This is a genomic window from Nostoc sp. 2RC, assembly GCF_014222165.1.
Taxonomy (GTDB): domain Bacteria; phylum Cyanobacteriota; class Cyanobacteriia; order Cyanobacteriales; family Nostocaceae; genus Nostoc; species Nostoc linckia.
In genome coordinates this window covers 1-24,780 of the sequence record NZ_JACKZU010000079.1, presented here as the reverse complement: position 1 = coordinate 24,780, position 24,780 = coordinate 1, and the positions used below count along the sequence as shown (strand labels likewise).

Genomic DNA, 24,780 nt, shown 5'->3' with positions numbered 1-24,780 from the left:
GGCCTGGGGAGATGGGGAGATGAGGGAAGCGGAGAATAACCAATGACTAATGACTAATGACTAATGACTAATGCCAAAGCTAAGAGCGTCTTGGCAAAGAAAGCATTAAAATACATTAAGTAAATTGGTCTTTTAACTTTGGTTGCTGCTAAGGCAAAGATAGTATATGACTGACGTTCCCGCAGTTCGCATTCGCAATTTCTGTATTATTGCTCACATTGACCACGGGAAATCAACCCTCGCCGATCGCTTGCTACAAGCTACTGGCACTGTTGAAGACCGACAGATGAAGGAACAGTTTCTCGACAATATGGATCTAGAACGGGAGCGCGGCATTACCATTAAGCTGCAAGCTGCCCGGATGAATTACACAGCCAAAGATGGTCAGCAATATGTTCTGAACTTAATTGATACTCCAGGACATGTGGATTTCTCGTATGAAGTCTCCCGTTCTCTTGTTGCTTGTGAAGGAGCGTTATTAGTAGTAGATGCGTCCCAAGGTGTCGAAGCGCAAACTTTGGCAAATGTATATTTGGCGTTAGAAAATAACCTGGAAATTATCCCAGTTCTGAATAAAATCGATTTGCCAGGGGCAGAACCAGAACGGGTAATTGGCGAAATTGAAGAAATTATCGGTCTAGATTGTAGTGGTGCGATTCTGGCTTCTGCTAAAGAAGGAATTGGTATTGATGAGATTTTAGAAGCAGTTGTCGATCGCATACCGCCACCGCCCAATACAATAAATGAACGCTTACGGGCGTTAATTTTTGATAGTTATTACGACAGCTATCGAGGAGTGATTGTATATTTCCGGGTGATGGATGGCACATTGAAAAAAGGCGATCGCATCCATTTAATGGCATCCGGTAAAGAATTTGACATTGATGAGTTGGGCGTTCTTTCTCCTACTCAAAAGCAAGTTGATGAACTCCACGCTGGAGAAGTAGGCTATTTGGCAGCGGCGATTAAAGCTGTAGCTGATGCGCGGGTAGGAGACACAATTACCCTAAGTAAAGCGAAAGCAGAGACACCTTTACCAGGTTATGCAGAAGCCAACCCGATGGTTTTTTGCGGCATGTTCCCCATTGATGCCGATCAATTTGAAGACTTGCGGGAAGCCTTAGAAAAGCTAGAACTCAATGATGCAGCATTGCATTACGAACCAGAAACTTCTAGTGCTATGGGGTTTGGCTTTCGTTGCGGGTTCTTGGGCTTGCTACACATGGAAATTGTCCAAGAACGTCTAGAGCGAGAGTATAACCTAGATTTAATTATTACAGCGCCCTCTGTGGTTTATAAAGTCATAACCGTCAAAGGTGAGGAACTGTACATCGATAATCCCAGCCGTTTACCTTCTCCCAACGAACGCGAAAAAATTGAGGAACCCTACGTTCAAGTAGAAATGATTACACCGGAAACCTACGTTGGTACGTTGATGGAGTTATCACAAAACAGACGTGGCGTTTTTAAAGATATGAAATATCTGACCCAAGGACGAACCACACTGACCTATGAGTTACCCTTGGCGGAAGTTGTCACCGACTTTTTTGACCAAATGAAATCGCGTTCGCGCGGTTATGCAAGTATGGAATATCATCTGATTGGCTACCGCGAAAATCCGTTGGTGAAGCTAGATATTTTAATTAACGGCGATCCTGTGGATTCTTTGGCGATGATTGTCCATCGAGATAAAGCTTATAACGTCGGGCGATCGATGGCAGAAAAACTCAAAGAACTAATTCCCCGCCATCAATTTAAAGTGCCAATCCAAGCCTCCATTGGCAGTAAAGTGATTGCCAGCGAACACATTCCTGCTTTGCGAAAAGATGTGTTAGCTAAATGCTACGGTGGTGACATCAGCCGCAAGAAGAAACTTTTACAGAAGCAGGCAAAAGGTAAAAAGCGAATGAAATCAGTAGGTACAGTAGATGTACCCCAAGAAGCCTTTATGGCAGTACTGCGCTTAGATCAAAGCTGATTTGAAATTAGGGATTTCTAAGTATCCACAGAAGATTGTTAACTGTTGACCGTTGACCGTTGACTGCTAACTGTCAACAGTCAACGACCCCAAGCGGAATCAATACTGCTTGGGTTTTGGATTTTAAACTGGAATTTGGTTTGGGGAAAAGGTGAGCCAGCGCGGTCTTGGGGGTTTCCCCCATGAGCGACTGGCGAACCCCGAAGGGGTTAAAGGGTAAGGGTTAAAGGTTTTTTCTTTCCCTTTTCCCCTTTCCCTTTCCCCCTTAACCGATAAGTATTGCAAGCGGAATCATTCATTTTTTAGAGTTACTTTAGGGCTATGGGCAAATTAGTTTGCTCATAGCTCTAAAATTTAAGTTTAAATTTGGCGTTTTTTCAAAACTACAGTGTCAAAGAGTGAGCATTTGTTTCAATCAATTTCGCCAAATCTTGCAAGAATGCCGCAGCATGGGCACCGTAAATAATTCGGTGGTCTGAAGTAATATTTACTTGCATTTGTTGGCGCACAGCAAATAAACCGTCGGGTGTTGCTACCACTTGCGGGCGGGATGCACCGATCGCTAAAATTGAGCCTTGTCCAGGTGGTAAAATCGCATCAAATTTATCTACGCCAAACATCCCTAAGTTGGACAAAGTAAAAGTACCACTGTTATATTCTTGGGGTTGTAGTTGTTTGCTTCTGGCACGCTCTACCAAAGACTTCCATGTGCGGGATAGAGAATAAATATCCACTGCGTCTGCTTTTTGCAACACGGGTGTAATTAATCCGCCATCATCCATCGCCACAGCTACGGAAATGTTGATATCAGAATGATAGACAATTCCTTGGTCTGAGTAGCTAGCATTCAAAAGTGGGTGTTTTTGTAATGTTACCGCCACAGCTTTCGCTAGTAGCGCGGTCATTGTTACGCCTTTGGATTTAATTTGTTTATAAAGTTTGTCTAACTCGTCAGTAGTGATGGTGTAACCTACACGGAACACAGGTACAGATAGACTCGCTACCATGTTGCGTACTACCGCATTTTGGAAGGTAGTGAGAGGCACAATGGAACCAGGAACAGCTGCCACGGCTGGTGTGGGTGCGGGTGCTGGTGTCGATGGCGCAGGGGGCGCTACTGGAGTAACAGTGGGTGTTGCTGGGGCGGCCGCTGGGGCGGGGGTGGGTTGCTTATCTTTATTAACAAGTGCTTCCACATCTTCGGCTACAATGCGACCGTAGGGGCCACTGCCTTTGAGTGTAGTCAAATCAACTTTAAGTTCTTTGGCTAACTTGCGGGCACGGGGTGAAGCTATAAGTCTTCCTTCCTTGTGGTTAGAGCCATTTTGAGAGGCCAAAGCAGGAATTCCAACGGAAGCAGCCACAGGAACAGGTTCGGGAGTAGAACTAGCAGCAGCCGCGCCGCCAGAATTGGCAAGAGATTTCGCAGTTTCGATTTCAGCTTCGGTTTCGGCAATGAAGGCGATGGCCTCTCCGACTGAGGCAGTTTCACCAGCTTGCACTATGATATGGGCCAGAAATCCTTCATAAAAGGTTTCTACATCCATATCTGCCTTATCTGACTCTACAACCACCACTGTTTCGCCTTTTTCCACTTTGTCCCCTGGCGATTTCACCCAGGAGACGATTTTGCCTTCGGTCATGGTGGAACTCAACGCCGGCATAAATACTTCGTGAATGCTCATAGGGTGGTTTGGGAATCAATGGTTTATGGACTTTAACAGCTTTTGTCAGATCGAATTGTATCTTGATAAAAGAATTTTAGACTGGAGATTTTATATTTTAGTTTGGGCATTGGGCATTGGGCAAAGGGCAAAGGGCAAAGGGGAAAGGACAAAGGGCAAAGGGCAAAGGGCAAAGGGCAAAGGGGAAAAGAAAGATCCCTCCTTTTACCTTTCTCCAAGGCGTTGCCATCTCCCCATCACCTCATCTCTCCATCTCCCCATACCCAAATTAAGGAACCTTAATCTGATTTAAAGGTCTATGCTACAGAGTTATTGTTAAAGGATAGTTAATATCTTGTTTTGGTTGTTGGCTTTGAAAAACCATCAAGAGTATCTTACAAATTAAATGAGATTGCTACAAATATGGCAATCCTATTTGATTTGTGAAAAATATCAGTGGTGGCTGTCAACAGTCAACAGTCAACAGCCTGGGTAGTAATATTTCACAAATGATTTAGCATTGCTATAGATATATTTATATTCCTCACACCACTGCTTGAGATAGAGGAGCTTCTTGAAGATAGAAAATTATGGAATGCAGTTCAATCTAGAATTCAAAAATTAGTAATTAACCTGTTTGAAATTTCTGTTTACTTTTATGTCGGCAAAGTTAAAATTGTTTTTGATTGTGGTATTAACCATCTTTGCCACTGCTGGCGCTGGAGTTTTGATGACTGGACGCCAGCAACCTCCAGCGATGGTTGACGGCAATGTTGATAGGCAACCACAGCACATCAGAGCGATTCATCAGTCTCAGGAAGTTGTGGCATACTCAGAGCGTTCCAACTATAAAACTATACCCCTACAAAGTATTAATTCATCTCTGCAAGGAAGCGATCCGGCTACACTGGCTTTGAATGCCTTTGATGATGTACCCTCGGTGGGAGGAACGCGAAAGGTAGAGGTGGCTTATCCACAACGAAATCAAGCCTTGGTGACGATTACAGAAATCAAGCAGGGTAATAATTCGGTTGATACAGTTAAATATCGAGTAGAGATGACGACCTTTGGGCGATCGCTTTTTATTAGTTCGCCTCCAGTGTGGCAAATTGTTTGGGCTGGAGTGAGGGATTAGTGAGGAGTGAGGAGTGAGGAGTTGGGAGTGAGGAGTTAAAAGTTAGGAATTGAGAGTTAGGAGTGGGGAGTAGGGAGTGAGGAGTTAAAAGTTAGGAGTGAGGAATTGAGAGTTAGGAGTGCGGAGTGCGGAGTGAGGAGTTAAAAGTTAGGAATTGATAGTCAGGAGTGGGGAGTGCGGAGTGAGGAGTTAAAAGTTAGGAATTTCAACTCATAACTCATAACTCCTAATTCATAACTCATAACTCCTAATTCATAACTCCTAACTCCTAACTCCTAACTCCTAATTCATAACTCCTAACTTTAGTTGACTAAATGTCGCCGCGAATTTCTTCGACAACACCATCGCGAAGAACAATTTCTACTTGCATTTTACTAATCAAGTTATCTCCGGTTTCTACTTTAAAAAAGCCTTCCATTTGGAATTGGTTGACTTCTTGATCCTGTTGGAGAAATTGCACTTGCTGGAGGTTTTGTAGCAACTGATTTTTCTGCTCTAGGAATTCGCTTTTCTTTTGATTGACTTGGAGTTGAATATTGTCAATTTGTTGGAGGGTCTGGGGCCCTGGTGGTTGCAGACTCTGTTTTTGAATTGCACTAATCGCTCTTTGTCCTTCAATGTCTAACTGTTGCAGTTGCTGGTCAAGTTGATTAATCTGTGCTTGTAGCTGCTGTTGTACTTCCTCTTTCCAGAGGGGAGTAACAATCACTTTAACGTTGACGACGCGTTTCAACAGCAAATGAGATTTGGAGACATCCATAAATATTTCACGTTCACTCTTATATAGTTGGCGGGTGGAATCATCAGGCAAACATGCCGTCAATAATATCGCGATAGCGTTCCACAACGACGTGTCGGCGAATTTTCAATGTTTGTGTCATTAAGCCGTTTTCGATGGAAAACGGTTCCAAAATGAATTTAAACGGCCCGATGCGGTCATCTGGTCGATAGCCTGGACGATTCTGCACTTCGCGATTTAGTTCTTGGCGAAATAAATCCTGGATTATTTTACTCTGCAAGTTTATTTTTTGACTCGATGCAGTAGTTTGGTTATCGTCCTGAATATCCAGTGTCAAGTTCTGAGCTGTTGCCCATTTTTCTAAGGCTTCGACATTGGGGACAATTAAGGCTCCCAAGCTGCGTTGGTCTTGGCCGAGAAGCATGATTTGATCGATGTATGGCGATCGCAAACACGCATCTTCGATTGGTTGCGGCTCGATGTTTTCGCCGTTAGTTAAGACAATGGTATCCTTGGCTCTGCCAGTTAGCACTAGGTCGTTTTGTGGTGTCAACCAACCCAAATCGCCGCTATCAAACCAACCTTCACGGTCTATTGCTTTGGCTGTGGCTTCGGGATTTTGGTAGTAGCCTTGCATAATTTGGGGCCCCCTTAACAATACCAAGCCTCGTGTTTCTGGTGGCAAAGGTGCTTTGGTCTCAGGATCTACGATTTTAGCTTCTGTTGCTGGCAGTGGTAACCCCGATGCACCAATCAAATTTCGCCAGGGACGACGCACGTGGGTAACTGGAGAAGTTTCTGTTAAGCCATAACCTTGCAAAATCTGAACACCAATAATTTCAAAGAAGTTATCAATGTGTCTGGGAAGCGCACCACCGCCGCTAATCATCTGCTTGACTTGTCCGCCTGTGGCTTCCCGCACTTTGGCATAAACTAGTTTTTCTCCCAACTTATGCAGGGGTAATAAAACCACGGTAACTATGTTAGCTACAAATTTTTCTTTGGCTGAAGCATGAAGGTTATTTAAATCCAATCCCTGAGCAACTCGCTGTGCTTTAATATATTTCTCGCTGATGCCTAATAAAAATTTAATTAGGCGTTGCTTTTTGGCTGGTTGTTCGCGGAATTGTTTTTGCACGCCTTCATAAATGGATTCCCACAAACGAGGTACACCCACCATATAGTTGGGTTTAAATTGTCTCAAATCTCCTTTTACTGAACGCAAGTTAGTGTAAACTTGCGTGCAACCTTGAGATAAGAGGTAATATTCAACAGTTCGTTCGTAGCTGTGCCAGGAAGGCAAGATACTAAGAACCATGTCGCCGGGATTTGGTTGCAATACTGTACCAAATGTTGTCACTTGGTGCATCAAGTTACTATAAGCCAACATCACGCCCTTGGGTTTGCCTGTGGTGCCAGAGGTGTAAATTAGTGTTGCTAGGGCGTCACGATTTTGCTTGACTGGCACAAAATTATGATTTGCTCCAATTTCATTCAATTGGGTAAAATTTAGCACCTTTAAAGGCCCTTCTGTGGGCGGTGCTTCATCTGAAAGTAAGATGAAGAATTCAATTGGTAAATCGTTGAGGCGGTCTTGGAGTTTTTTCAGTGTTTTCAAATCTTCAATTACCACTGCTGTACTACCACTGTTGGCAATGATGAACAGCAATTCTTCTTTTTCGGCTTGGGAGCTACGCACAGCATCAACTCCTCCAGCAGTCATGATACCCTGGTCGGCAATAAACCATCGGGGACTGTTATCAGCAATTAAGGAAATGCGATCGCCTAGTTTTATTCCCAAACTTTGCAACCCAGCAGCAAATAGTTGTATTTTCTCTGCTAACTGAGTATAAGTAATCACTATTTCTGGTTTGGTGTGGGGGCTGTGTAAGGCAACAATATCACCAAATTCGAGAGCTGCCAAAGGCCAAATTTCTGGTAGCGATTGCACATTTGTGTAATCTACCAACTTCTTTAATGCTTGGCGTTCTCGTTCGCTGATATCAGATAAAAAAGAAGACCCGGTTTGAGTTTTTGACATAACACCTTAATTAAATTTCAGACCATCGCTTTTGTAACTTATTTTTTTTATTACGCTACAATAACTGTCCTCATTATCCACATTCTCTTTTGTGTATGATAATTCCTGGAATTCTCACTTTATATTTACAAAAATTTATGTTAAAGTTGATTTACATAGACTGCAAGCTATAGATCGCGTTTGCAGTTAGAAATAGCGATCGCCTACTTTTCAAGGGGATGATTACCTGATGAATTTGATAGACATAACACTGCTAACGTTGATTAATATTGCTGCCTGCATAGTGTTTCCCAAGCTGATAGATATTTTTACAACCAATAAAAGTAAGTTGACTCAATTATCAGCGAATAATTCCGAATTACAAATAGCGAAAATTCAAGTGACGAGTTTTCCCTATTGTACAGTTTACCCATTGACGGGTAGGCAATATTGCAAATTTAGTCCTGATTTTTGCGATCGCTGTTCTCCCAATTGATGGAGTGTTTGAGAGTAAAAAATTTTGGGCATTTGCAGTTTTGATGTTGACTGTTGACGGTTGACAGTCAATATATAGACTTTTCTTAGAAGTCGGGAAAAGGGAGTGTATGTTTGGTATTTTTCCTTTCCCCAATAAAGATGCATCCCTTTTTCCACAAGAGTGCAAAAAGCACTTTTGTAAGAGACTCCATGAGTTGCGCTCACAAGGAACAATAAAAATCAATCATATAATGCCCAATGACCTGTTTTTAAGGCAGGTCTAAGGGATTACGTTTGATAGCAAACTTCTAAAAGAATGGGAGAAATTAACATTTTTCTGATAGCTATTTCTGCAACTGAATCAAAAATATTTCACACAAAACTGTTAAGTATTGACCGTTAAAGGTTCACAGTCAACAGTCAACAACCCCAACTGCAATAATTTATTTTTTGGAGTTCCCTAAAAGCTGGTAAATTCCAGCGTTAAGCATGTCAATACTAAATTTTCCATTAAATATTTCATTTTGTTAAAAGTTGTGTAATATTATTAATAGTGATTTACAACTGAAGTTCATCGCTCTACATGTAGCACTAAATTACAGGAAATTTTCTCTCTGAATATATATTTAAAAACTGATGGTTACCATTAGTAAAAAAATATATATAGTTAGCTTATAACCAATAAAAGAAATTCAAAATACCGTTTTCAGTAATTGTATTAATTTTGCTGCAAACTAGTAATTATGTGAAATACATTTTTTTAAACAGGGGAGATAACATTATGAGTTTAATAGATGGGTTATTACTGACGCTGTTGAATACTGTTGCTTGCCTAGCACTACCTAAGCTGCTATCTGTAATTCTGTCTGCCAAAAATCAAAAGACTACACTATCCCCAGTGACCGTAAATTCGCAAGATAGCAATTCTGAAATTCCCAGCTATTCCTAATGTCAGCTAAATATCTATAAATAGATATCGCCTTGATGAGGAGAGCCATTTAAACATAGGTGCAAGGCGATATCTAAAGAACAATAGGACTTACGCAACGCTGATATTGTCATTGCGACCGAAACGCAGTGTAGGGAAGCAATCCCAGCGTCAGGGGGGATTACTTCGCTATCGCTCGTAATGACCGAATTACGTTATTTTTGCGTAAGTCCTGAGCAAGTTATACCATTTTGGATTTTAGATTTTAGATTTTGGATTGTGAAACAGTTAGTAGTAATCGCTTTTGGCTATACATCTGTCGCAATCATTTTTCAAATTGGTATTATACAGATTTTTTGCAAAAAATAACTTCGATTATTTATCAAACAGCAATATTGGCGTCAGTCGTCAGAATACAGGAAAGGTATTTTGTACAACTGGCGGATAGGGCAGGGTAAAGCCTGCGGCATGGCTTCTCTACGAAAGTCTTCGAGCATTGCGTCAAGATTGCTGAATTCTGTATTCTGAATTCTGTATTCTTCTTCAATGATGTGTTCTTGGTTTAGTGATTTTAGGTCTGACGATAACAAAGAATGCAAGTAAAGTCATAACTAACATTTGCCAAGTAACCAAATTCCATCCGCCTTGATTCCAGCATAATAAGCCAAAGCTAGTACCTACAGCACCGCCAATAAAATAGGTAGTCATGTAAACTGTATTGATGCGGCTATTGGATTGAGCATCAAGAGTGTATATTCTGGCAAGATTAGTAACCTGCATTGCCTGTACGCCTACATCTATTAACAATACAGCAACAGCGATCGCTAGTGCAGAGTTAGCAGCTATTTTCGCAATTACTAAACTGGCAATTACCAACGATACAGCAAGAGTCAAGGAACGTTGAGAGTTACCTTTATCGGCTAGTTTACCAAAAACTGGTGCTGCCAATGCTGCGACGATAGCCACAAACCCATATATGCCAATTATGTCAGATTGGAAATAAAAAGGCGCTCCACTCAAATGGAAAGTCAGCGTCGTCCAAAATGAGCAAAATACACCAAACAATAAACCACCAATCAATGACGCTTCTCTTAACAATGAAAAACGTTTTAATTGGTGGAGTGTTGATTTTAATAACTCCCAATAATACCCCTCAAAATCGTTGTTGACATTGGGTAAATATATTTGTAATAAAACAGTAATTATTAAAATCATTACTGCTGAAAATCCATATACATAGCGCCAAGTCAGCCATTCTGCAATATACCCACTAAAAACTCTTGCTCCTAAAATTCCAATCAATATCCCAGTAAAAATATTACCTACAGTTTGCCCTGTAGTAACTCTATCTATACTTGCTGCTAAGGGAAGAATAACCTGGGCTGAGACTGTGGTAATTCCAATTGCTATGCTCAATATCCCGGCTTGGAGGATGTTTTGTGAAAATGTCATGGCTATCAACAAACAAAACAAACATCCCAGCAAGCAAAGAATTAATTTTTTCTTGTTGATTTTATCACCCAAGGGGATTAAAAAGAAAAGCCCAACACCGTAACCAATTTGTGAAAGCACAGATATGCTACCTGCTTCGCCTTCACTGACTTTAAAAGAAGATGCAATATCGTTAAGAATTGGCTGATTATAGTAAATATTAGCAACGCAGACACCAGCTGCGATCGCCATAATCAATACCTGGACTTTAGTTAATCCGTTACTTGAGGTTTGTGTTTCCATTTAATGTAAATTTATACAGGAAAAAATTGGTTTACACTACAGCTAAAACCAGGTAATAAAGGAGAAATTATAATATCACTACTAAATAAAGTTTCTACTAATTTAAGTTGATTTTGTTCGCGTCGATAGACCTCTAGTTTACGCGATCGCCAATCAGCAATCCAATATTCTTTTACTCCTCTAGAAGAATAAAGCTTAAGTTTAGCTTCCTTATCCCGTCTTAGATCTTCGTTGCTACTCGACAAAACTTCGACAACTAAATCTGGTGCGCCAGTTAAATGTCCTGCTTCATCCAATGTTAGCGCCAAGGTTTCTTTAGTAGCCCAAACTACATCAGGAATCACATTATCTGATTCTGAAAACAAAACGCCGGGATTGATTACAGCTTCCCCCAAACCAGTAGACTCTGACCAAATGTTAAGCTCTTGGAAAATTCTGCCACAAGTTTGCTGATGTTTAAAGTGAGGTGCCCTACTGACAAATAATTCTCCATCAACTATCTCGTAACGCGTCCCTTCATTTTCTGGTAATAGTTCCACATCCTGAGTTGTCCAGCATACTCCAGTATTAAGCATCTGACTCATTGCTTAACTCCTTTAATCTTGCTCTTGTATTTTAAGGTAATTGTTGACTGTTAGCTATTGACCGTTGATCGATTAACTTTTCACTTGCGATTTTCGTGCCACTATTTACTCGCAAAAAATAATTTATGACTCATCGGCTAACTCTTGGAATTTCACTCTTAATATTTTAATTAGAAAATCTTAACAATTTAGGAATCAAAATAGCTTACAGCATCTTACTACAGGAGCGAGAATAGTTAAAGAATTAATCAAAAAAATTACTCAAGTTGTAACCCTTCTCTTAACAAGTACTTAACCTCCACAAGCTCGATAATATGACTCAAGTCCAAGTCGAACCCAAACTATACAGCTTCGATGAATTTATCAGCTGGTATCCGGAAAATTCAGAGGTACGATATGAATTGCATGATGGAGTAATTATCGAAATGCCCAAGCCAAAGGGAAAACATTCCAATCTCACAGGTTCCCTGATTGAGCAACTATTGATAATTATCAGGCAGAGTGGCTCTGGCGGTATATGGACTATTCCCAGAGAATCAATTGTCAAACCCAAACGAGAAAAATCAGGTTACGAGCCAGATATCATTGTTTTAAACAAAGAAGTTCTTAGGGATGAACCCCGGTGGGAAAGCGAATCGATTATTCAAAATCCTGATTCTGTCAAATTAATCGTCGAGGTGGTTTCAACTAATTGGCGTGACGATTACTACGATAAACTTCGAGATTATGAAGAAATGGGCATCGAAGAATATTGGATTATCGATTATGCTGCACTGGGAGCAAGAAAGTTCATTGGTAACCCCAAACAACCCACAATTTTTGTTTGTAACTTGGTTGAGGGAGAATATCAAATGACTTCATTTACAGGAAAGACGGCCATTGTTTCTCCGACATTCCCTCTATTCAACTTAACTGCACAGCAAATTTTCGATTTGGCTTCGTAAGAAAGCATTAAAAAAGTCATAGCATTTGTAGAGACGCGATGAATCGCATCTTCTAGTTTTTCGGGTTTGAATGTCTTGCAAAGATTTTTTGAATTGGTATCACTTCCGATTTTCGCGCCGCCACTTACCACGCACTAAGCGAATTTCATCATAAGTGTAGCTTTCACCTAGTTGTTCTCGAATGGCTGTCAAAGAAATATCACCAAGCACTTCTAAAACTTGCCAAATTTTTTGCTGATGTTCTAAAGGAACTAAATGATTTAAATCTACAGGCTGATTTTTTTCAATTAAATCTGCAAGATGGCGAATAATTGTAGTGGGGCGAATGTTGCGTTTTTGGGCAATTTCAGCAACACTCAAACCTTGTTTGTGCAACTCAAATGTAAAAATTTCGGTGTCTGAAGGTAAGCTATTAAAAGGGATAAAATTATCCTGCGGTGGATCTAAAAAGCCTCTTTCTTGGCGGTAAGCGCGAATTTCTGCCAGGAATTTTTCACCATATTGGGTAAGTTTGTGAGTACCTACACCAGAAAGTTTACCAAATTCCGTCATGGTTTTAGGTTGTACCTGCGCCATCAATTTCAAAGTAGAATCTGGAAAGACAATATAAGGTGGAACAGATTGTAGATCCGCAAGTTGTTTGCGTAGCGATCGCAATCTTTGCATTAAAACCTCTGCTTCGACAGCTTTTTCACTTGTTTGTGTCAAAGCAATATCTGGTGTTGCAGTTATAGCTAAGGAAACTGTGCGTTGTCGCCGCATCACTTCCCAACTGAGGGCGTTAAGTTTTAAAACAGAGTAACCATCGTTAGTCTGTTCTAGTAATCCTTGATGTAAAAGCGATCGCGCCAACATCCGCCATTGATCTACAGTTTTATCTTTGCCAATTCCGTAGGTAGAAAGTTGATCGTGTTGATTTAAAATAATTTTTTGGCTTTTGGCACCGCGTAACACATCAATAATATATGTCATGCCATATCTTTCTTTGCAACGCGCCACACAAGATAAAAACTTCATGGCTTCAATTGTCCAATCTTCCATCGGTTTGGGATTGCGGCAATTATCGCAGTTACCACAATTTCCAGCAAACCGTTCGCCAAAATAACCAAGCTGAATTGTCCGCCGACAAACACTACCTTCAGCATAATCAATTACCTGCCGCAGTTGTTGTTTGGCAATCAATTGTTCTTGGGGGTCAGTTTTTTGGTTAATACTCCATTCAATGGTTTTAATATCAGCAAAACTGAAAAAAAGCGTACAACGTGAAGGTTCGCTGTCCCTTCCCGCCCTACCTGATTCTTGATAGTAACTTTCTAAATTACGCGGTAAATCAAAGTGAATTACTAAACGCACATCTGGCTTATTAATTCCCATTCCAAAAGCAATTGTCGCCACTATCACCCGCACATCATCGCGGATAAATCGAGTTTGATTGCTGCTGCGTTCTTCATCAGTTAATCCAGCATGGTAAGACAAGGCAGAAATCTTATCATTTTGCAGTTTAAAAGTGAGTTCATCTACTTTTTTGCGCGTCAAACAATAAATAATCACTGAACCTTCACTTTCTCGTACCAGTTCTAATAACTCTGCGTATGCAGACTTGGTTTTAGAACGAACTTCATAATAAAGATTTTGGCGATTGAAGCTGGCTATGTGGATACTTGGTTGCTTCAATCCTAATTGTTGAATGATATCACTACGGACGCGATCGGTAGCTGTGGCGGTGAGGGCAATGCTGGAAACATTGGGGTAGCGTTTTCGCAGAGATATTAACTGGCGATATTCTGGACGAAAATCGTGTCCCCATTCAGAAACGCAGTGTGCTTCGTCAATGGCGAAGGTGGAAATACCCATTTGATGATGAACTAAATCAAGAAATGGTAGAAATCTTTCACTTAACAAACGTTCTGGGGCGACGTAAAGTAATTTCACTTTGCCCTTGAGGATGGCATCTTCCCGCGATCGCACTTGATACGGATTCAAACTACTATTGAGAAATGTCGCACTAATGTTATTATTTCGCAGTGCTTCCACTTGGTCTTGCATCAAAGCAATTAATGGCGATACTACTACAGTTAAACCTTTTTTGATTAATGCAGGTAGCTGAAAGCACAAAGATTTTCCCCCACCCGTAGGCATTACCACCAATAAGTCCCGATTTTGCAGCGCATCTTCGATAATTTGTCGTTGTCCGGGGCGGAATCTATCATAACCGAAGTGATATTTTAGCGCTTGTTCGAGATTGGGATACTGAAGCATAGCGATCGCTTTTTCGGAGGCTTTTGGCTAAATTAAGTAAGTTTAATCAAAAAAGTAAGATATATTTTTAATAATCTTAGCTTTATGGTTAATTTTGCGTAAGTTGAGAATTTTTAATTTTCAGCAATGGCAAAAACTTAGGCTAAGATTACTAAACGCGGTAGCAGGTGAAGCTGTAAAAAACTTCTCTATCATAACTTGTACTTATCCTACAAGCTCAAGCAGCACTAGAAATAGTGCCAAGGGAAGTTTTAACAGCACAATCTAATATCGTTAATTTTACTTAACCTGACTTTTCACGGGGTCTGGAAGCTCTGTTTTGGAGAAAGTTAGGGTGTGACAAGGTTAGAAGGAATTTGTGAAATTCCAAAACCAAAGCTAAAGATGTGTGTGTTTTCCCTAAACCCTAACAAATTTTTTCATATGCCGTGAAAAGTTAGTTATCTATACCGAAAGGTAAGGTGATTCAAATTTGTTGCTCCAAGTAATGCTTCTAACCAATGCTTGGAGCTTTTTAACAAAATCAGCTTCATCAGTAGCTCAACCTAATTAAACCTGAAAGCGTAGTGGTCTATCGCATTAATTTTGCGGGGTTAATAAACAAACCGCAAAGGACGCAAAGAGCGCAAAGGAAGAAAAATTAAGAATGAGTTTACCCCTCGTAACTAATGCGATGAAGCAGTAGTAGTGTGTTCCATTAATTTTGTAGGAAAAAAATGTTCGTAGTCAGGACTTTAGTCCTATAGGTTTTTTAAGTAGCTACTAATTTGTCTTAATAGTCAATTTGATTACATCTAAGAATCTCGAAATATCTATAAATTAGTCTTTGTCCATCATTAACAGATATTTGGCAATTTGGCAGTTGGCAATTTTGGTATTTTGATATATTGCAGAAATTACCAAGATGTTTTTACTTATTATACAAAGCACGGGATTTAGACCGTGCTTTTTATTCATAATTATTTGGCATTTTGGCGCTACATTAAAATCGATTTGTGATATTGCAAATACTTTTTATCCACCCTAAACATTAGATGAAGTTAAAAACAAGAAACTGCTGTTTAATAAAGTTTTTGTAATGGCGATCGCTATCCAGACAAAATTCATGGAGTCGAGTTTCAGCAGATATTTGTCAAATATCATTTTCTATGCAAATTCTATTGAACTCTCCTAAAAAAAACAAGAGTATGACTCTGAAAGTCTCCCTACCTAAGGATGATTTCAAAGAATCTGAAAGTATTTTATGTAGCATAGAAGGCTGAAAAAACATTTTATGAGCATCTAAATTGTTTTGCCATCGGCTTTACAGGAGGACGGAAAAATCTATTTTCTAAGTATTCATTGATACGGAAAAAGTCTTTTATCAGATTTGAGGGTATTTGAATACTTCCTATAGGAAGATGCCCAATGAATATAATCATGAGTAAATTAATTCGGGATGTTGTTATGCACTGGATTTATATTGAGGTTTGGCTCACCACCAAACCTTTTTTATATCTCTTGAAAATAGGGCATTGGGCATGGGAAGATATGGAGATAGGGGAAAATTGCTCGTAAATTATCCCCACTGAATATCTGAATTCTGGATTCTCGACTTTGACGCTAAAAAGTAAAAGTACTCCGCAGAATACCGATGGTAACTGAGTCACTATTTGGTGTATGACCGGGTTGCAAAATATGAATAATGCCTGGTGTAATGCTCAGGTTATCGTTTAGCTGAAAACGATAGAATGCTTCAACTTGAGTCGTCGTCCCTGGTTGTCCTCCTGCGCGTCCCAAACCGGTATTAATAAAATCGGGGACATTATTACCTACAGGTAGATTACTACTGGTGATTTTCGGAGGTTGTCCGACATAAATTCCACCCAAATTACCCTTGGCAAATAAATCAGGAAAATTCAAAAACACCATATAATTTGTTGTTTCAACATTTCCCGGTTGCCCTGGAATATAAGATTTAGTATAGCCGCCCCATGCACCTGCACTAATACTTTTAGAAATTTGCCAGGTTACAGTGGCACCCACCGCATTAGTTTGTAATGGAGCCGATCTTCCGGTAGTGCTATTTACAGCAGTTAAGCATTCATCACCAACAAAGGTTAGTAAACAACCATCAGAAGAGTAATTATTAACATAATACAAACTAAAATCTATAGTATCAGTTGGTGTCAGTAATAATTGTACTCCTGTAGTTGTGTTTCCATCAAATAAACCGCTACGTTGACCGGGATTTCCTGGTTGATAGCTAGTATAAATTGCCTGCAAACTAGCACGTTTAGCAAATTGCCAATCAATAGCAATACCACCGTGACCGTATCCCGTATTTAAAATCGGGTTTCTTTGGGCAAAATAAGACAACGGCCCTGTTGCAGCGCTTTCTACTCGATTAGGGCCTCTAAAAGCAGCTGGTATACTTACACCTTCTGTCCCAATCATCATTGCTAATTTATCTGTCACCAACCAATGAAAATTCAGGTCACTAACAATCAAATTATCTGTAGGGAATTCGTAACCAAGTAAAACATCATTGCGAGAAACACTATTAGTAAATCTCGGCGTAGTAGTACCTCTACCAGCTAACAAACCTGTGAATAAATAACTCCGGGGAGTGATTTGACTAGTTAAATACAACTGTGCCAAGGAAATAACATTAATGTTTGTTCCACCATCATCTGTATCTTTTTGCCCATCTCTAAAATTAACATCACCACGATTTTTAGTACGTCCTTGGAGTCCAACTATTAATAATCCGCTGAGTTTAGTTGTTGTTGAGAATTGGTTGGCTGCAATTTCAGCATTTTTAGCTTCTAAACTATCAATTCGACCTCGTAAAGTTCCTAATTCAGTAGCAAATTCTTCTTGTAATTTTTGTAATATTGTTACATCTTCTCGGCTTACTAAATCTTTGGCAGCCGTAGCAATTAACTCATTAATTCTATCTAAACAAGCATTCACACCAGCAGCAAATTCGTATCTCGTTAAAGCGCGATTTCCGCGATAGTTGCTATCAGGATAACCCGCTATGCAACCATAGCGTTCCACCAAAGACTGTAATGCAGCGAAAGCCCAATCACTCGGTTGTACATCCTTGAGTTGAGAAACCGATGTCACTTGCGCCATCGGATCGAGGGATGAAGAGGTAATATCACTATTAAATCCTGAATTCTGAATTCTGAGTTCTGAATTCTCAGTAGTTTCTGTCTCCGTAGGAATTGCGATCGCTTTTTCTACAACGGCGTTGACTCCCGCAACGAGTAACCATGCGAGCATCCAAATTTTTTGATGGCTGCGGCTAATAAGTCTACGTTTCAATTTTTTTATACTCTGCTCACATACTTAAGTGAAGAGTGTATTCGCGATCCTTTAATGCTCACATGAGTAAATTTACGTATTTTGTAGAAAATTAGACATAATACTTCTGGGCAAGTTCACAAAGGGCGAGTATAACTATTAGGAAAAGAAGATAAGGGGGAAAGGGAAAGGGGTAAGGGGAAAAGGGGAAAGATTAAATTTATTCCTTTTCCCTTTTCCCGGTTGGTGAGCTTGTCGAACCATTAACCTTTTCCCATGCCCCATGCCCAATGCCCAATAATCAAAGAATATGGCAAAACGCTGGCGCAAGTTGACGCCAAAAACTAAACAAAATCAACCTCGTGCTACTACGAGGAAACGCGTAGTTAAAAAGACACTTCAAAAACCAAAACCGTTAAGTTGGTTGCCATCAACACTGGCGATCGCTATTTTATTGAGTAGTGTCGGTTTAATTATTACTTTTGCCTGGATTAGTATTCTCTTCATTTTGAATCCAGACCAAGTAAGCTGGCTGAATAAAGTTTTACCTCTATGGGCACAAATACCTCTGGGTAAACACGAACGCCCGCAAACTTTTAAACAAATTGAACTGAATTTAACTCAAAAAAATCTCATAGTCGGCGAACTTCTACCTTTGTATCAAGATACGAAAAACTCGTTTTTCATGCCAGTTTTTCAGCGACGTGCCAATTGTGAATCTGATTGTCAAAAACTTGTGGAAATTAGGGTTTATCAACGTTCACAAGAGTTAGAGTTTAAGTCTGAGCCAGAAAATTACTACTATTTAGAAAGTCAATTATCAATAACTGGGCCGGAAGAATCCTTTGTGATTTCTTCTTTGCCTGATGCAATATTAGAACCCCAAGATATCAGTGTTCCTCTACCTTTAACTAAGGTACAACGCTTTGAAGGTCAAACACCATCAGCAGGAGTTTGGTTTAATTTACGGGGTGAACGCCAACAGGGAATTGGTGTCATTACTTACGGTGACATCGTATACTACAATCCAGAACGCAGTAATCTCCAACAAATGTTGTCTTGGAAGAGTCCCAGCGGTCAATTGCCCAAATGGCAACAAGTAACTGGCGATGCGACAAAAGAGTTAGTGATTGATGGAACTGTAGGTTTAGAACCGCACTTGGATGTTTATCAAGTCAAGCCTCTGAAGTTATTTCTCAAACCAATTCAATTGGAAGCAATTAACCTCAAATCACCAGTCCTCAAGGATTCTGCTTACCAAAATGCCTTGTCAATTGCCCGTAGCGGACTGTGGACGCCGGCCTTTGAATGGTTGAAATTTATCAAAAAACAACGTAAAGGATTACCAGAGGGGGCGCAAGCCCAAATGGATTTAATTCGCTTACACTCACTGGTGACTAAATCCCAAGCCGATAAAAGTTGGGCAAGTCCCAGCGAACAAATATTAGCAAATTTAATTGATGGGCGCTGGGAAAAAGGTTTGCAAGTGTTTGAATTGGCAGATAATGTCCAAGAAATTGGCACTCTACTCAAAGGTGATGAAACACGCTTGTGGAATCGTACAGTAGCAGCGTTGCGGGTGAACCCAGATAGACAACAAGTGCAAGCTTGGTTTGCTTTGATATTGGCAGTGCAACGGGGACAAGAAGCTGCTAATTCTTGGTTGGAGACACAACCCAAAATCACCAAAGATCGTCTTGCTTATATTCAAAATCTGTTGGTAAAACTCGATGGTGAGGTTACGTCGCAGATATCCCACCCCAGTCAAATTGTTGGTACAGTGCAACCCATCGCTAAAGTTACTAGTAGCGAGTGGCTACAACCAAATTCTCCAGCAGACTTGAAACTTACAGATAACCAAGTTTGGTATCAGGTGGAGGTGAGTGCATTTTCTGATGGTAAACGCTGGCTAAATTTTCCTTTTGAGAATTTGAAGCCACCCAAAACTTCAACAGCAAAATTTTTCTGGAAGACTTTGGGAATTAATTCTGACCCCCAAATGCAGATAGTGGTTTGGCTACCAAACGGAGAACAGCAAATTACCATAGGTACTATCAAAGCTGTGCAACTACAAAATCGAGTTTTGCGTTTACTAGTTGCTGCGCCAAAAATTCCAGGGAATCAAAACAATGTTCTGCAACCAAAACCCCTAGCCCTAACCAATGCAGCACTGGAATGGGTGCAACCGTTTCCCATCACTCTCCGAGAACTGTATGCACAAAATCCTTCAGCAGTCAAGGCTATAATATCAAACTTGTGGGAATCTTTACAAAATTCCGGAGAAGTTCCGGCTGGCCCAATTCCTAGCTTTGAACAGATGCAAGAAAAATTAGGTGATTGGCCCGTTCAAACTATCGATTTAACAAATAATGCTCAGCCGGAAATCGTAATCACTATTTCAGGCACAACCATTGCGTCTTTGAATCAGCCTCAACCTGGAACTGGGGAGGAAAAAACAAATCAATCTCCTGACCGTACCATGATTGTGTCTGACAACAATGAGGTCATCTATACAGATTTTACAGAAAATTCCTTGCAAAAATTGTCTGCGATCGCCAAGCTCTCAGGGGTGCAGTCTCCAGCTTTACTAGTAGAAAACGTTGATAAATATAGTCTCAAGCGCTGGTCAAACAAAAATCAGCGCTTTGAATAGCACGCACTGAGCAAAAATTTAGTCTCAAGGGGCGTTGGCGATCGCTATTTCAAAAATGGAGTTATTCTTTTTGGCTACTAGCAGCTAGGCGTTGGTGCTTCAGGCTTTCCAACTGCTGCAACAGGGAGTCTATCTCCGCTTGTAGGTGCATAAATTTAGCTTGTTGATCGTCTTGATAATAAGATTTGGTTAACTTGGTAACCAAACTGGTTTGAGACTCGCGATTGGGCACACTGGATATACAAGTAGGCATCTTTAATTAAATCCGCTTTGTTAAACTCACACCATTTGCAATTTTATAATAAGCCTATTTTAAGGTTTGTTAAATTATTGTGTATTTCTCATCATTTAGTTTAATAGGTTTGGGGTTCGGTGATAAGAGACGGCGATTATAGGTGTTGTGTTCCAACAAAGGGGAGGGCATTACTGATGTTGACTGTTGACGGTTAACATCCCCTATTAATCGACTTTTTGCAACTGCGCTACTCTGGGGTCAACGATTTTTTGCCCCAAACTGGCAAATTTAATCGCTACAGATAACTTATTACCCGTTCCAAAAACATGAGTTATTTCACCTAGACCAAAAGTTTTATGCAATACGCGATCGCCTACTTGCCAACTTTGGTTAGTATCTGACTTAACGCCAGAATTAACAGCAGTTTTAGTATAAGTTTGACGACTTACACGTTGGGTAATTAATAATTCTTCTGGTAATTCACTGAGAAATTGCGATGGCATAGCAGGTTCGCGGGAACCATACAAACGTCGTTCGCGGGCATGTGATAAATACAACCTTTCTTGGGCGCGAGTAATGCCCACGTAACACAAACGACGTTCTTCTTCTAAAGCTGCGGGGTCACTCAGGGAACGATAGCCAGGAAATAGCCCCTGTTCTAATCCCACCAAAAAGACTACGGGAAATTCTAGCCCTTTTGAGGCGTGTAAAGTCATCAAAGAAACGGCCGTTTGTCCTTCTTTCAAGTTATCCAAATCAGAACTGAGGGCGGTACTTTGGAGGAATGCTGTCAGGGAAATATCTTCGTTTTCCTCTTGAAATTGCAATGCAGCGTTATAAAGTTCCTGGACGTTTTGTACTCTATCTGTAGCTTCATCTGTGCCTTGATTTATCAAGTCTTGGACGTAACCAGAATCTTCTAATATTCCTTGTAAAACTTCTGTGACAGGAAGCGCACCGATTTGTCCTTGCCAACGGCTAATCATTTCGGCAAAGCTATTTACAGCTTTTGTGGCCCTTCCAGCTAATGTATTCACCGATGTTTCATCGCTGAGTATTTCCCACAAAGTCGTTCCTAATTGTTGGGAAGCATTCACCAAAGCATCAATGGTGGTTTTGCCAATACCGCGCCGGGGAGTGTTAATAACTCGCAATAAACTTACTGTATCCGATGGATTGGCGATCGCCCTTAAATAAGCTAGAACATCTTTAATTTCTTTGCGGTCATAAAATTTCATTCCTCCCACAACTGTATAAGGAATTTGATATTTCACTAACAATTCTTCAAAGGGGCGAGATTGGGCATTTGTGCGATAAAGAACAGCAAAACTACCCCAGTCCAACTCTGGATTTTTCTGTTCTAAAGAGCGAATTTGATTAATTACAAATGCTGCTTCCGCTAGTTCTTCATCGGCTTTATGACAATAAATCTGCTCTCCAGGGCCCCGCGTTGGTTTGAGGATTTTATCAATGCGTTGGGTGTTATTTTCAATTAGTTCATTTGCCGCTTGCAGAATATTTTCACAAGAGCGATAGTTTTCTTCTAGCTTCACCATTGTGCGGGTATCATCATCTGGCAACCCATCACCAAAATCTTCTTGAAATTCTAGCAAGATTGTGAAATCTGCCATACGAAAACTATAAATTGATTGGTCGGCATCGCCCACAACAAAAACTGAACGATTTTGCCATTGCCATTCGCTCTTTTGAGTTTCGCCGTTGGTTACCAATAAATGAATCAGTTGATATTGAGTCCGATTAGTATCTTGATATTCATCTACGAGGATATGGCGGAATTTCCGATGCCAGTAATCCAATACTTGCTCGTTTTGTTGAAATAATCTAGTGGGTACAAGAATTAAATCATCAAAGTCAAGAGCATTGTTTTCTGCTAACTTATCTTGATAACGATTATAGACATCAGCAATTACCCGTCCCCGGTAATTCGGTTGTTCTTGTTGAAATTCTTGGGGTGATAAACCTTGGTTTTTGGCATTACTAATGGCGTAGCGCACAGAACGAGCATCAAATTTTTTATCGTCTAAATTCAATTGTTTGGTGACAATTTCTTTGATGATAGTTTGAACATCAGATTCATCAAATATAGAAAAATTGCGACTCCAACGGCGTCCTTTTTCATCTTGATATTTTTCAATATCAAAGCGCAGAATCCGGGAAAATAAACTGTGGAAAGTACCGCACCACAAATGTTTAATAGTATTTTTATAAACTTGCGATCGCAATTGCATTTGTTGGTATTCTGTCAACAAATCCAATCGCTGATTGTGTTGTTTTATTGCTTCTTCTTCAGCAAACAACCGTTGAATCCGGTCTTTCATTTCCCGCGCCGCTTTATTGGTAAAAGTAACCGCCAGAATATTTTCTGGATCGACACGGTGTTTTAGAATCAGATTGGCAATCCGATAAGTTAGCGCTCGTGTTTTACCCGAACCTGCACCAGCAACAACTAGCAACGGGCCGCAGTAATGCTCGACAGCTTGGCGTTGGCTGGGGTTTAGGTGACTGAGAAAGTCAATGGTTGTTGTCATAGATGTGAAAAAGCGATTGCTAGGCGTCACATCACTAAAAGAGTGGCTATTGCCCAGGTTACAATATCCTAACGAAACTTGGTCAATAAAGATTGTCAGGCAATCTTGTTAACCAAAATGATACTTTATCACGATTGACGAAAGTTAACGCAGGATTAGCTTTCTATCGATAATCTCTGAGTCTATTTATAAGGTGAAAATAAAATTAATGTAGCGTGTGTTAGGCGCATATTTTCGATATGATTGGTCACGAAATAACTATCTTAGCGCCTAACGCATCGCCGGATGGATGGTGCGTTACGGCTGAATTTCATTGTCTCTAAGTCCCAAATTCTTTCATAGCCGTAACACACCCTACTTCAGATTTACTTTATAAATGGTTTCTCTACCACAGAATTTCTCCTTTTTTACAGTTTTTGTATGACTATATTCTTTAGTTGGTTTAGACAATTAGTTCAATCTCTGCGTACCTTGCCAATAATAGGTATATTATGTTTGCTTTTCACCTGGTCGCTTCCTGCACAAGCAGCTAACCGCATCGATCCCCAACTAGAACAGCAAGTATTACAAATTATCCGCGAACATCCAGAGGTAATTATCGAGTCTGTTCAGGCATATCAGCAGCAACAACAACAAAAACTCAATCAAGTCCGCCAAGCATTTTTACAGGATTTAAAAACAAATCCCCAAACAATAATTGCTAACTCTCCAACCACTGGCGCAACTAATTCAAAAATTCTGCTGGTGGAATTTTCAGATTTTCAATGTCCCTACTGTGCTGAAGCACATAAAACCTTGAAACAATTATTAGCTAAATACCAAGGCAAGATAAAATTAGTTTACAAGCATTTACCGCTAGCTGCAATTCATCCCCAAGCATTACCAGCAGCAGCCGCAGCTTGGGCAGCACATCAACAAGGGAAATTTTGGGAATATCATGATGCCCTATTTACTAATCAAAAGCAACTAAGTGAAGCATTGTATTTAGATATCGCTAAAAATCTGAATTTAGATTTAGTTAAATTTCAACGCGACCAGACTCTTGCCACTCCTGCTATTCAAAAAGACATCCAGCTAGCAGAAAAATTAGCTGTTGCTGGCACACCGTTTTTTGTAATTAGTACTCCAACTATTTCACGAGTCGTGCAGTTATCAGATATCGAAAATATATTGTCTAATACTAACTAAAGCTCTATGTTTGCTGATGAGCTAACATCGATAAATATCTAAATCAACATGTAGAGACGTTGTATTGCAACGTCTCATTGATGTTGTCTAATAAAACATATAATGATGTCTAATAAACATCAACAAACAGGATATATATACTGAGTAACTATTTATATTTATCATATTGGTTTACAGAAATACTTGCTTATTTAACATTAATTGCATCTTTGGTTAGATGTTAAATGCATCAGGAAATTGCTGTACTTGAAGCAAGTGTAAGGAGTAGCTTTATGAGGAGTAAGGGGGAGAGATTTTCCTAACTCCTCATGTTCTTAAATATATGATAATTTCACTGAAATATAGAAAATTTATTACTCGAATATTGCCATTAATTACTAGACTTCTTGCAGAAGTCGGGGA

At 40.0% G+C, this 24,780-nt stretch carries 15 protein-coding genes; 6 read left to right on the top strand and 9 right to left on the bottom strand.

Going from position 1 to position 24,780, the window contains the following annotated elements; all coding sequences use genetic code 11:
• Positions 1 to 166: 166 nt before the first annotated feature.
• Entirely contained in the window at positions 167 to 1,978 is a 1,812-nt protein-coding gene (lepA, locus tag GNE10_RS11800) for a translation elongation factor 4 (RefSeq protein ID WP_099069335.1), read from the top strand.
• A gap of 383 nt (positions 1,979 to 2,361) precedes the next feature.
• Here lepA and GNE10_RS11795 read toward each other — a convergent pair whose 3' ends face one another.
• Entirely contained in the window at positions 2,362 to 3,663 is a 1,302-nt protein-coding gene (locus tag GNE10_RS11795) for a dihydrolipoamide acetyltransferase family protein (RefSeq protein WP_185565338.1), read from the bottom strand.
• 637 nt (positions 3,664 to 4,300) lie between these two features.
• Between GNE10_RS11795 and GNE10_RS11790 the strand changes: the two genes are divergently transcribed.
• On the top strand, positions 4,301 to 4,777 hold the full coding sequence (locus GNE10_RS11790; RefSeq protein WP_185565337.1) for a hypothetical protein: 477 nt from the start codon (positions 4,301 to 4,303) through the stop codon (positions 4,775 to 4,777).
• Between the two features lie 310 nt (positions 4,778 to 5,087).
• Here GNE10_RS11790 and GNE10_RS11785 read toward each other — a convergent pair whose 3' ends face one another.
• Positions 5,088 to 5,537, bottom strand: coding sequence for a YlqD family protein (locus GNE10_RS11785; protein WP_099069339.1), 450 nt, complete (start codon positions 5,535 to 5,537; stop codon positions 5,088 to 5,090).
• Positions 5,538 to 5,580: 43 nt separating this feature from the next.
• Positions 5,581 to 7,557 (bottom strand): long-chain fatty acid--CoA ligase, encoded by a 1,977-nt coding sequence (locus GNE10_RS11780; protein ID WP_185565336.1) that lies wholly within the window; start codon positions 7,555 to 7,557, stop codon positions 5,581 to 5,583.
• A gap of 1,237 nt (positions 7,558 to 8,794) precedes the next feature.
• On the opposite strand from GNE10_RS11780, the gene GNE10_RS11775 reads away from it, so the two are divergent.
• The gene (locus GNE10_RS11775) at positions 8,795 to 8,962 is read left to right on the top strand and encodes a hypothetical protein (RefSeq protein ID WP_180267465.1); all 168 of its coding nucleotides are present in this window, start codon (positions 8,795 to 8,797) and stop codon (positions 8,960 to 8,962) included.
• 522 nt (positions 8,963 to 9,484) lie between these two features.
• Here the strand turns inward: GNE10_RS11775 and GNE10_RS11770 are convergent.
• Both GNE10_RS11770 and GNE10_RS11765 read right to left on the bottom strand, forming a co-directional pair.
• Positions 9,485 to 10,675 (bottom strand): MFS transporter, encoded by a 1,191-nt coding sequence (locus GNE10_RS11770; protein ID WP_185565335.1) that lies wholly within the window; start codon positions 10,673 to 10,675, stop codon positions 9,485 to 9,487.
• A gap of 11 nt (positions 10,676 to 10,686) precedes the next feature.
• Complete coding sequence (locus GNE10_RS11765) at positions 10,687 to 11,259, bottom strand: Uma2 family endonuclease (RefSeq protein WP_185565334.1); 573 nt, start codon at positions 11,257 to 11,259, stop codon at positions 10,687 to 10,689.
• A 314-nt stretch (positions 11,260 to 11,573) separates the two neighbouring features.
• Between GNE10_RS11765 and GNE10_RS11760 the strand changes: the two genes are divergently transcribed.
• Positions 11,574 to 12,203: a Uma2 family endonuclease gene (locus GNE10_RS11760; RefSeq protein ID WP_185565333.1), complete on the top strand. Its 630-nt coding sequence runs from the start codon at positions 11,574 to 11,576 to the stop codon at positions 12,201 to 12,203.
• 99 nt (positions 12,204 to 12,302) lie between these two features.
• Here GNE10_RS11760 and recQ read toward each other — a convergent pair whose 3' ends face one another.
• Both recQ and GNE10_RS11750 read right to left on the bottom strand, forming a co-directional pair.
• A complete protein-coding gene (gene recQ / locus GNE10_RS11755; protein WP_185565332.1) occupies positions 12,303 to 14,462 on the bottom strand; it encodes a DNA helicase RecQ in 2,160 nt (719 codons plus the stop codon).
• 1,602 nt (positions 14,463 to 16,064) lie between these two features.
• Positions 16,065 to 17,732 carry an iron uptake porin gene (locus GNE10_RS11750; RefSeq protein ID WP_185565339.1) on the bottom strand — a complete coding sequence of 556 codons (1,668 nt, stop codon included), beginning with the start codon at positions 17,730 to 17,732 and terminating at the stop codon, positions 16,065 to 16,067.
• A 331-nt stretch (positions 17,733 to 18,063) separates the two neighbouring features.
• Between GNE10_RS11750 and GNE10_RS11745 the strand changes: the two genes are divergently transcribed.
• On the top strand, positions 18,064 to 20,406 hold the full coding sequence (locus GNE10_RS11745; protein ID WP_185565331.1) for a hypothetical protein: 2,343 nt from the start codon (positions 18,064 to 18,066) through the stop codon (positions 20,404 to 20,406).
• 61 nt (positions 20,407 to 20,467) lie between these two features.
• Here the strand turns inward: GNE10_RS11745 and GNE10_RS11740 are convergent, their stop codons facing one another.
• On the bottom strand, positions 20,468 to 20,659 hold the full coding sequence (locus tag GNE10_RS11740; RefSeq protein WP_099069347.1) for a hypothetical protein: 192 nt from the start codon (positions 20,657 to 20,659) through the stop codon (positions 20,468 to 20,470).
• Positions 20,660 to 20,865: 206 nt separating this feature from the next.
• A complete protein-coding gene (pcrA, locus tag GNE10_RS11735; protein ID WP_185565330.1) occupies positions 20,866 to 23,190 on the bottom strand; it encodes a DNA helicase PcrA in 2,325 nt (774 codons plus the stop codon).
• A 420-nt stretch (positions 23,191 to 23,610) separates the two neighbouring features.
• Here pcrA and GNE10_RS11730 point away from each other — a divergent pair, with 420 nt between their 5' ends.
• Positions 23,611 to 24,378 (top strand): DsbA family protein, encoded by a 768-nt coding sequence (locus GNE10_RS11730; protein ID WP_185565329.1) that lies wholly within the window; start codon positions 23,611 to 23,613, stop codon positions 24,376 to 24,378.
• The last annotated feature ends 402 nt before the right edge of the window (positions 24,379 to 24,780 follow it).

Bases quoted from the DNA above. Each gene is read 5' to 3' on its own strand.
- GNE10_RS11765 (WP_185565334.1), bottom strand. From the start codon at position 11,259: ATGAGTCAGATGCTTAATACTGGAGTATGCTGGACAACTCAGGATGTG.
- GNE10_RS11770 (WP_185565335.1), bottom strand. From the start codon at position 10,675: ATGGAAACACAAACCTCAAGTAACGGATTAACTAAAGTCCAGGTATTG.
- GNE10_RS11760 (WP_185565333.1), top strand. From the start codon at position 11,574: ATGACTCAAGTCCAAGTCGAACCCAAACTATACAGCTTCGATGAATTT.
- GNE10_RS11790 (WP_185565337.1), top strand. From the start codon at position 4,301: ATGTCGGCAAAGTTAAAATTGTTTTTGATTGTGGTATTAACCATCTTT.
- recQ (WP_185565332.1), bottom strand. From the start codon at position 14,462: ATGCTTCAGTATCCCAATCTCGAACAAGCGCTAAAATATCACTTCGGT.
- GNE10_RS11730 (WP_185565329.1), top strand. From the start codon at position 23,611: ATGACTATATTCTTTAGTTGGTTTAGACAATTAGTTCAATCTCTGCGT.
- GNE10_RS11745 (WP_185565331.1), top strand. From the start codon at position 18,064: ATGGCAAAACGCTGGCGCAAGTTGACGCCAAAAACTAAACAAAATCAA.
- GNE10_RS11780 (WP_185565336.1), bottom strand. From the start codon at position 7,557: ATGTCAAAAACTCAAACCGGGTCTTCTTTTTTATCTGATATCAGCGAA.
- GNE10_RS11785 (WP_099069339.1), bottom strand. From the start codon at position 5,537: ATGGATGTCTCCAAATCTCATTTGCTGTTGAAACGCGTCGTCAACGTT.
- GNE10_RS11750 (WP_185565339.1), bottom strand. From the start codon at position 17,732: ATGCTCGCATGGTTACTCGTTGCGGGAGTCAACGCCGTTGTAGAAAAA.
- GNE10_RS11795 (WP_185565338.1), bottom strand. From the start codon at position 3,663: ATGAGCATTCACGAAGTATTTATGCCGGCGTTGAGTTCCACCATGACC.
- lepA (WP_099069335.1), top strand. From the start codon at position 167: ATGACTGACGTTCCCGCAGTTCGCATTCGCAATTTCTGTATTATTGCT.
- GNE10_RS11740 (WP_099069347.1), bottom strand. From the start codon at position 20,659: ATGCCTACTTGTATATCCAGTGTGCCCAATCGCGAGTCTCAAACCAGT.
- GNE10_RS11775 (WP_180267465.1), top strand. From the start codon at position 8,795: ATGAGTTTAATAGATGGGTTATTACTGACGCTGTTGAATACTGTTGCT.
- pcrA (WP_185565330.1), bottom strand. From the start codon at position 23,190: ATGACAACAACCATTGACTTTCTCAGTCACCTAAACCCCAGCCAACGC.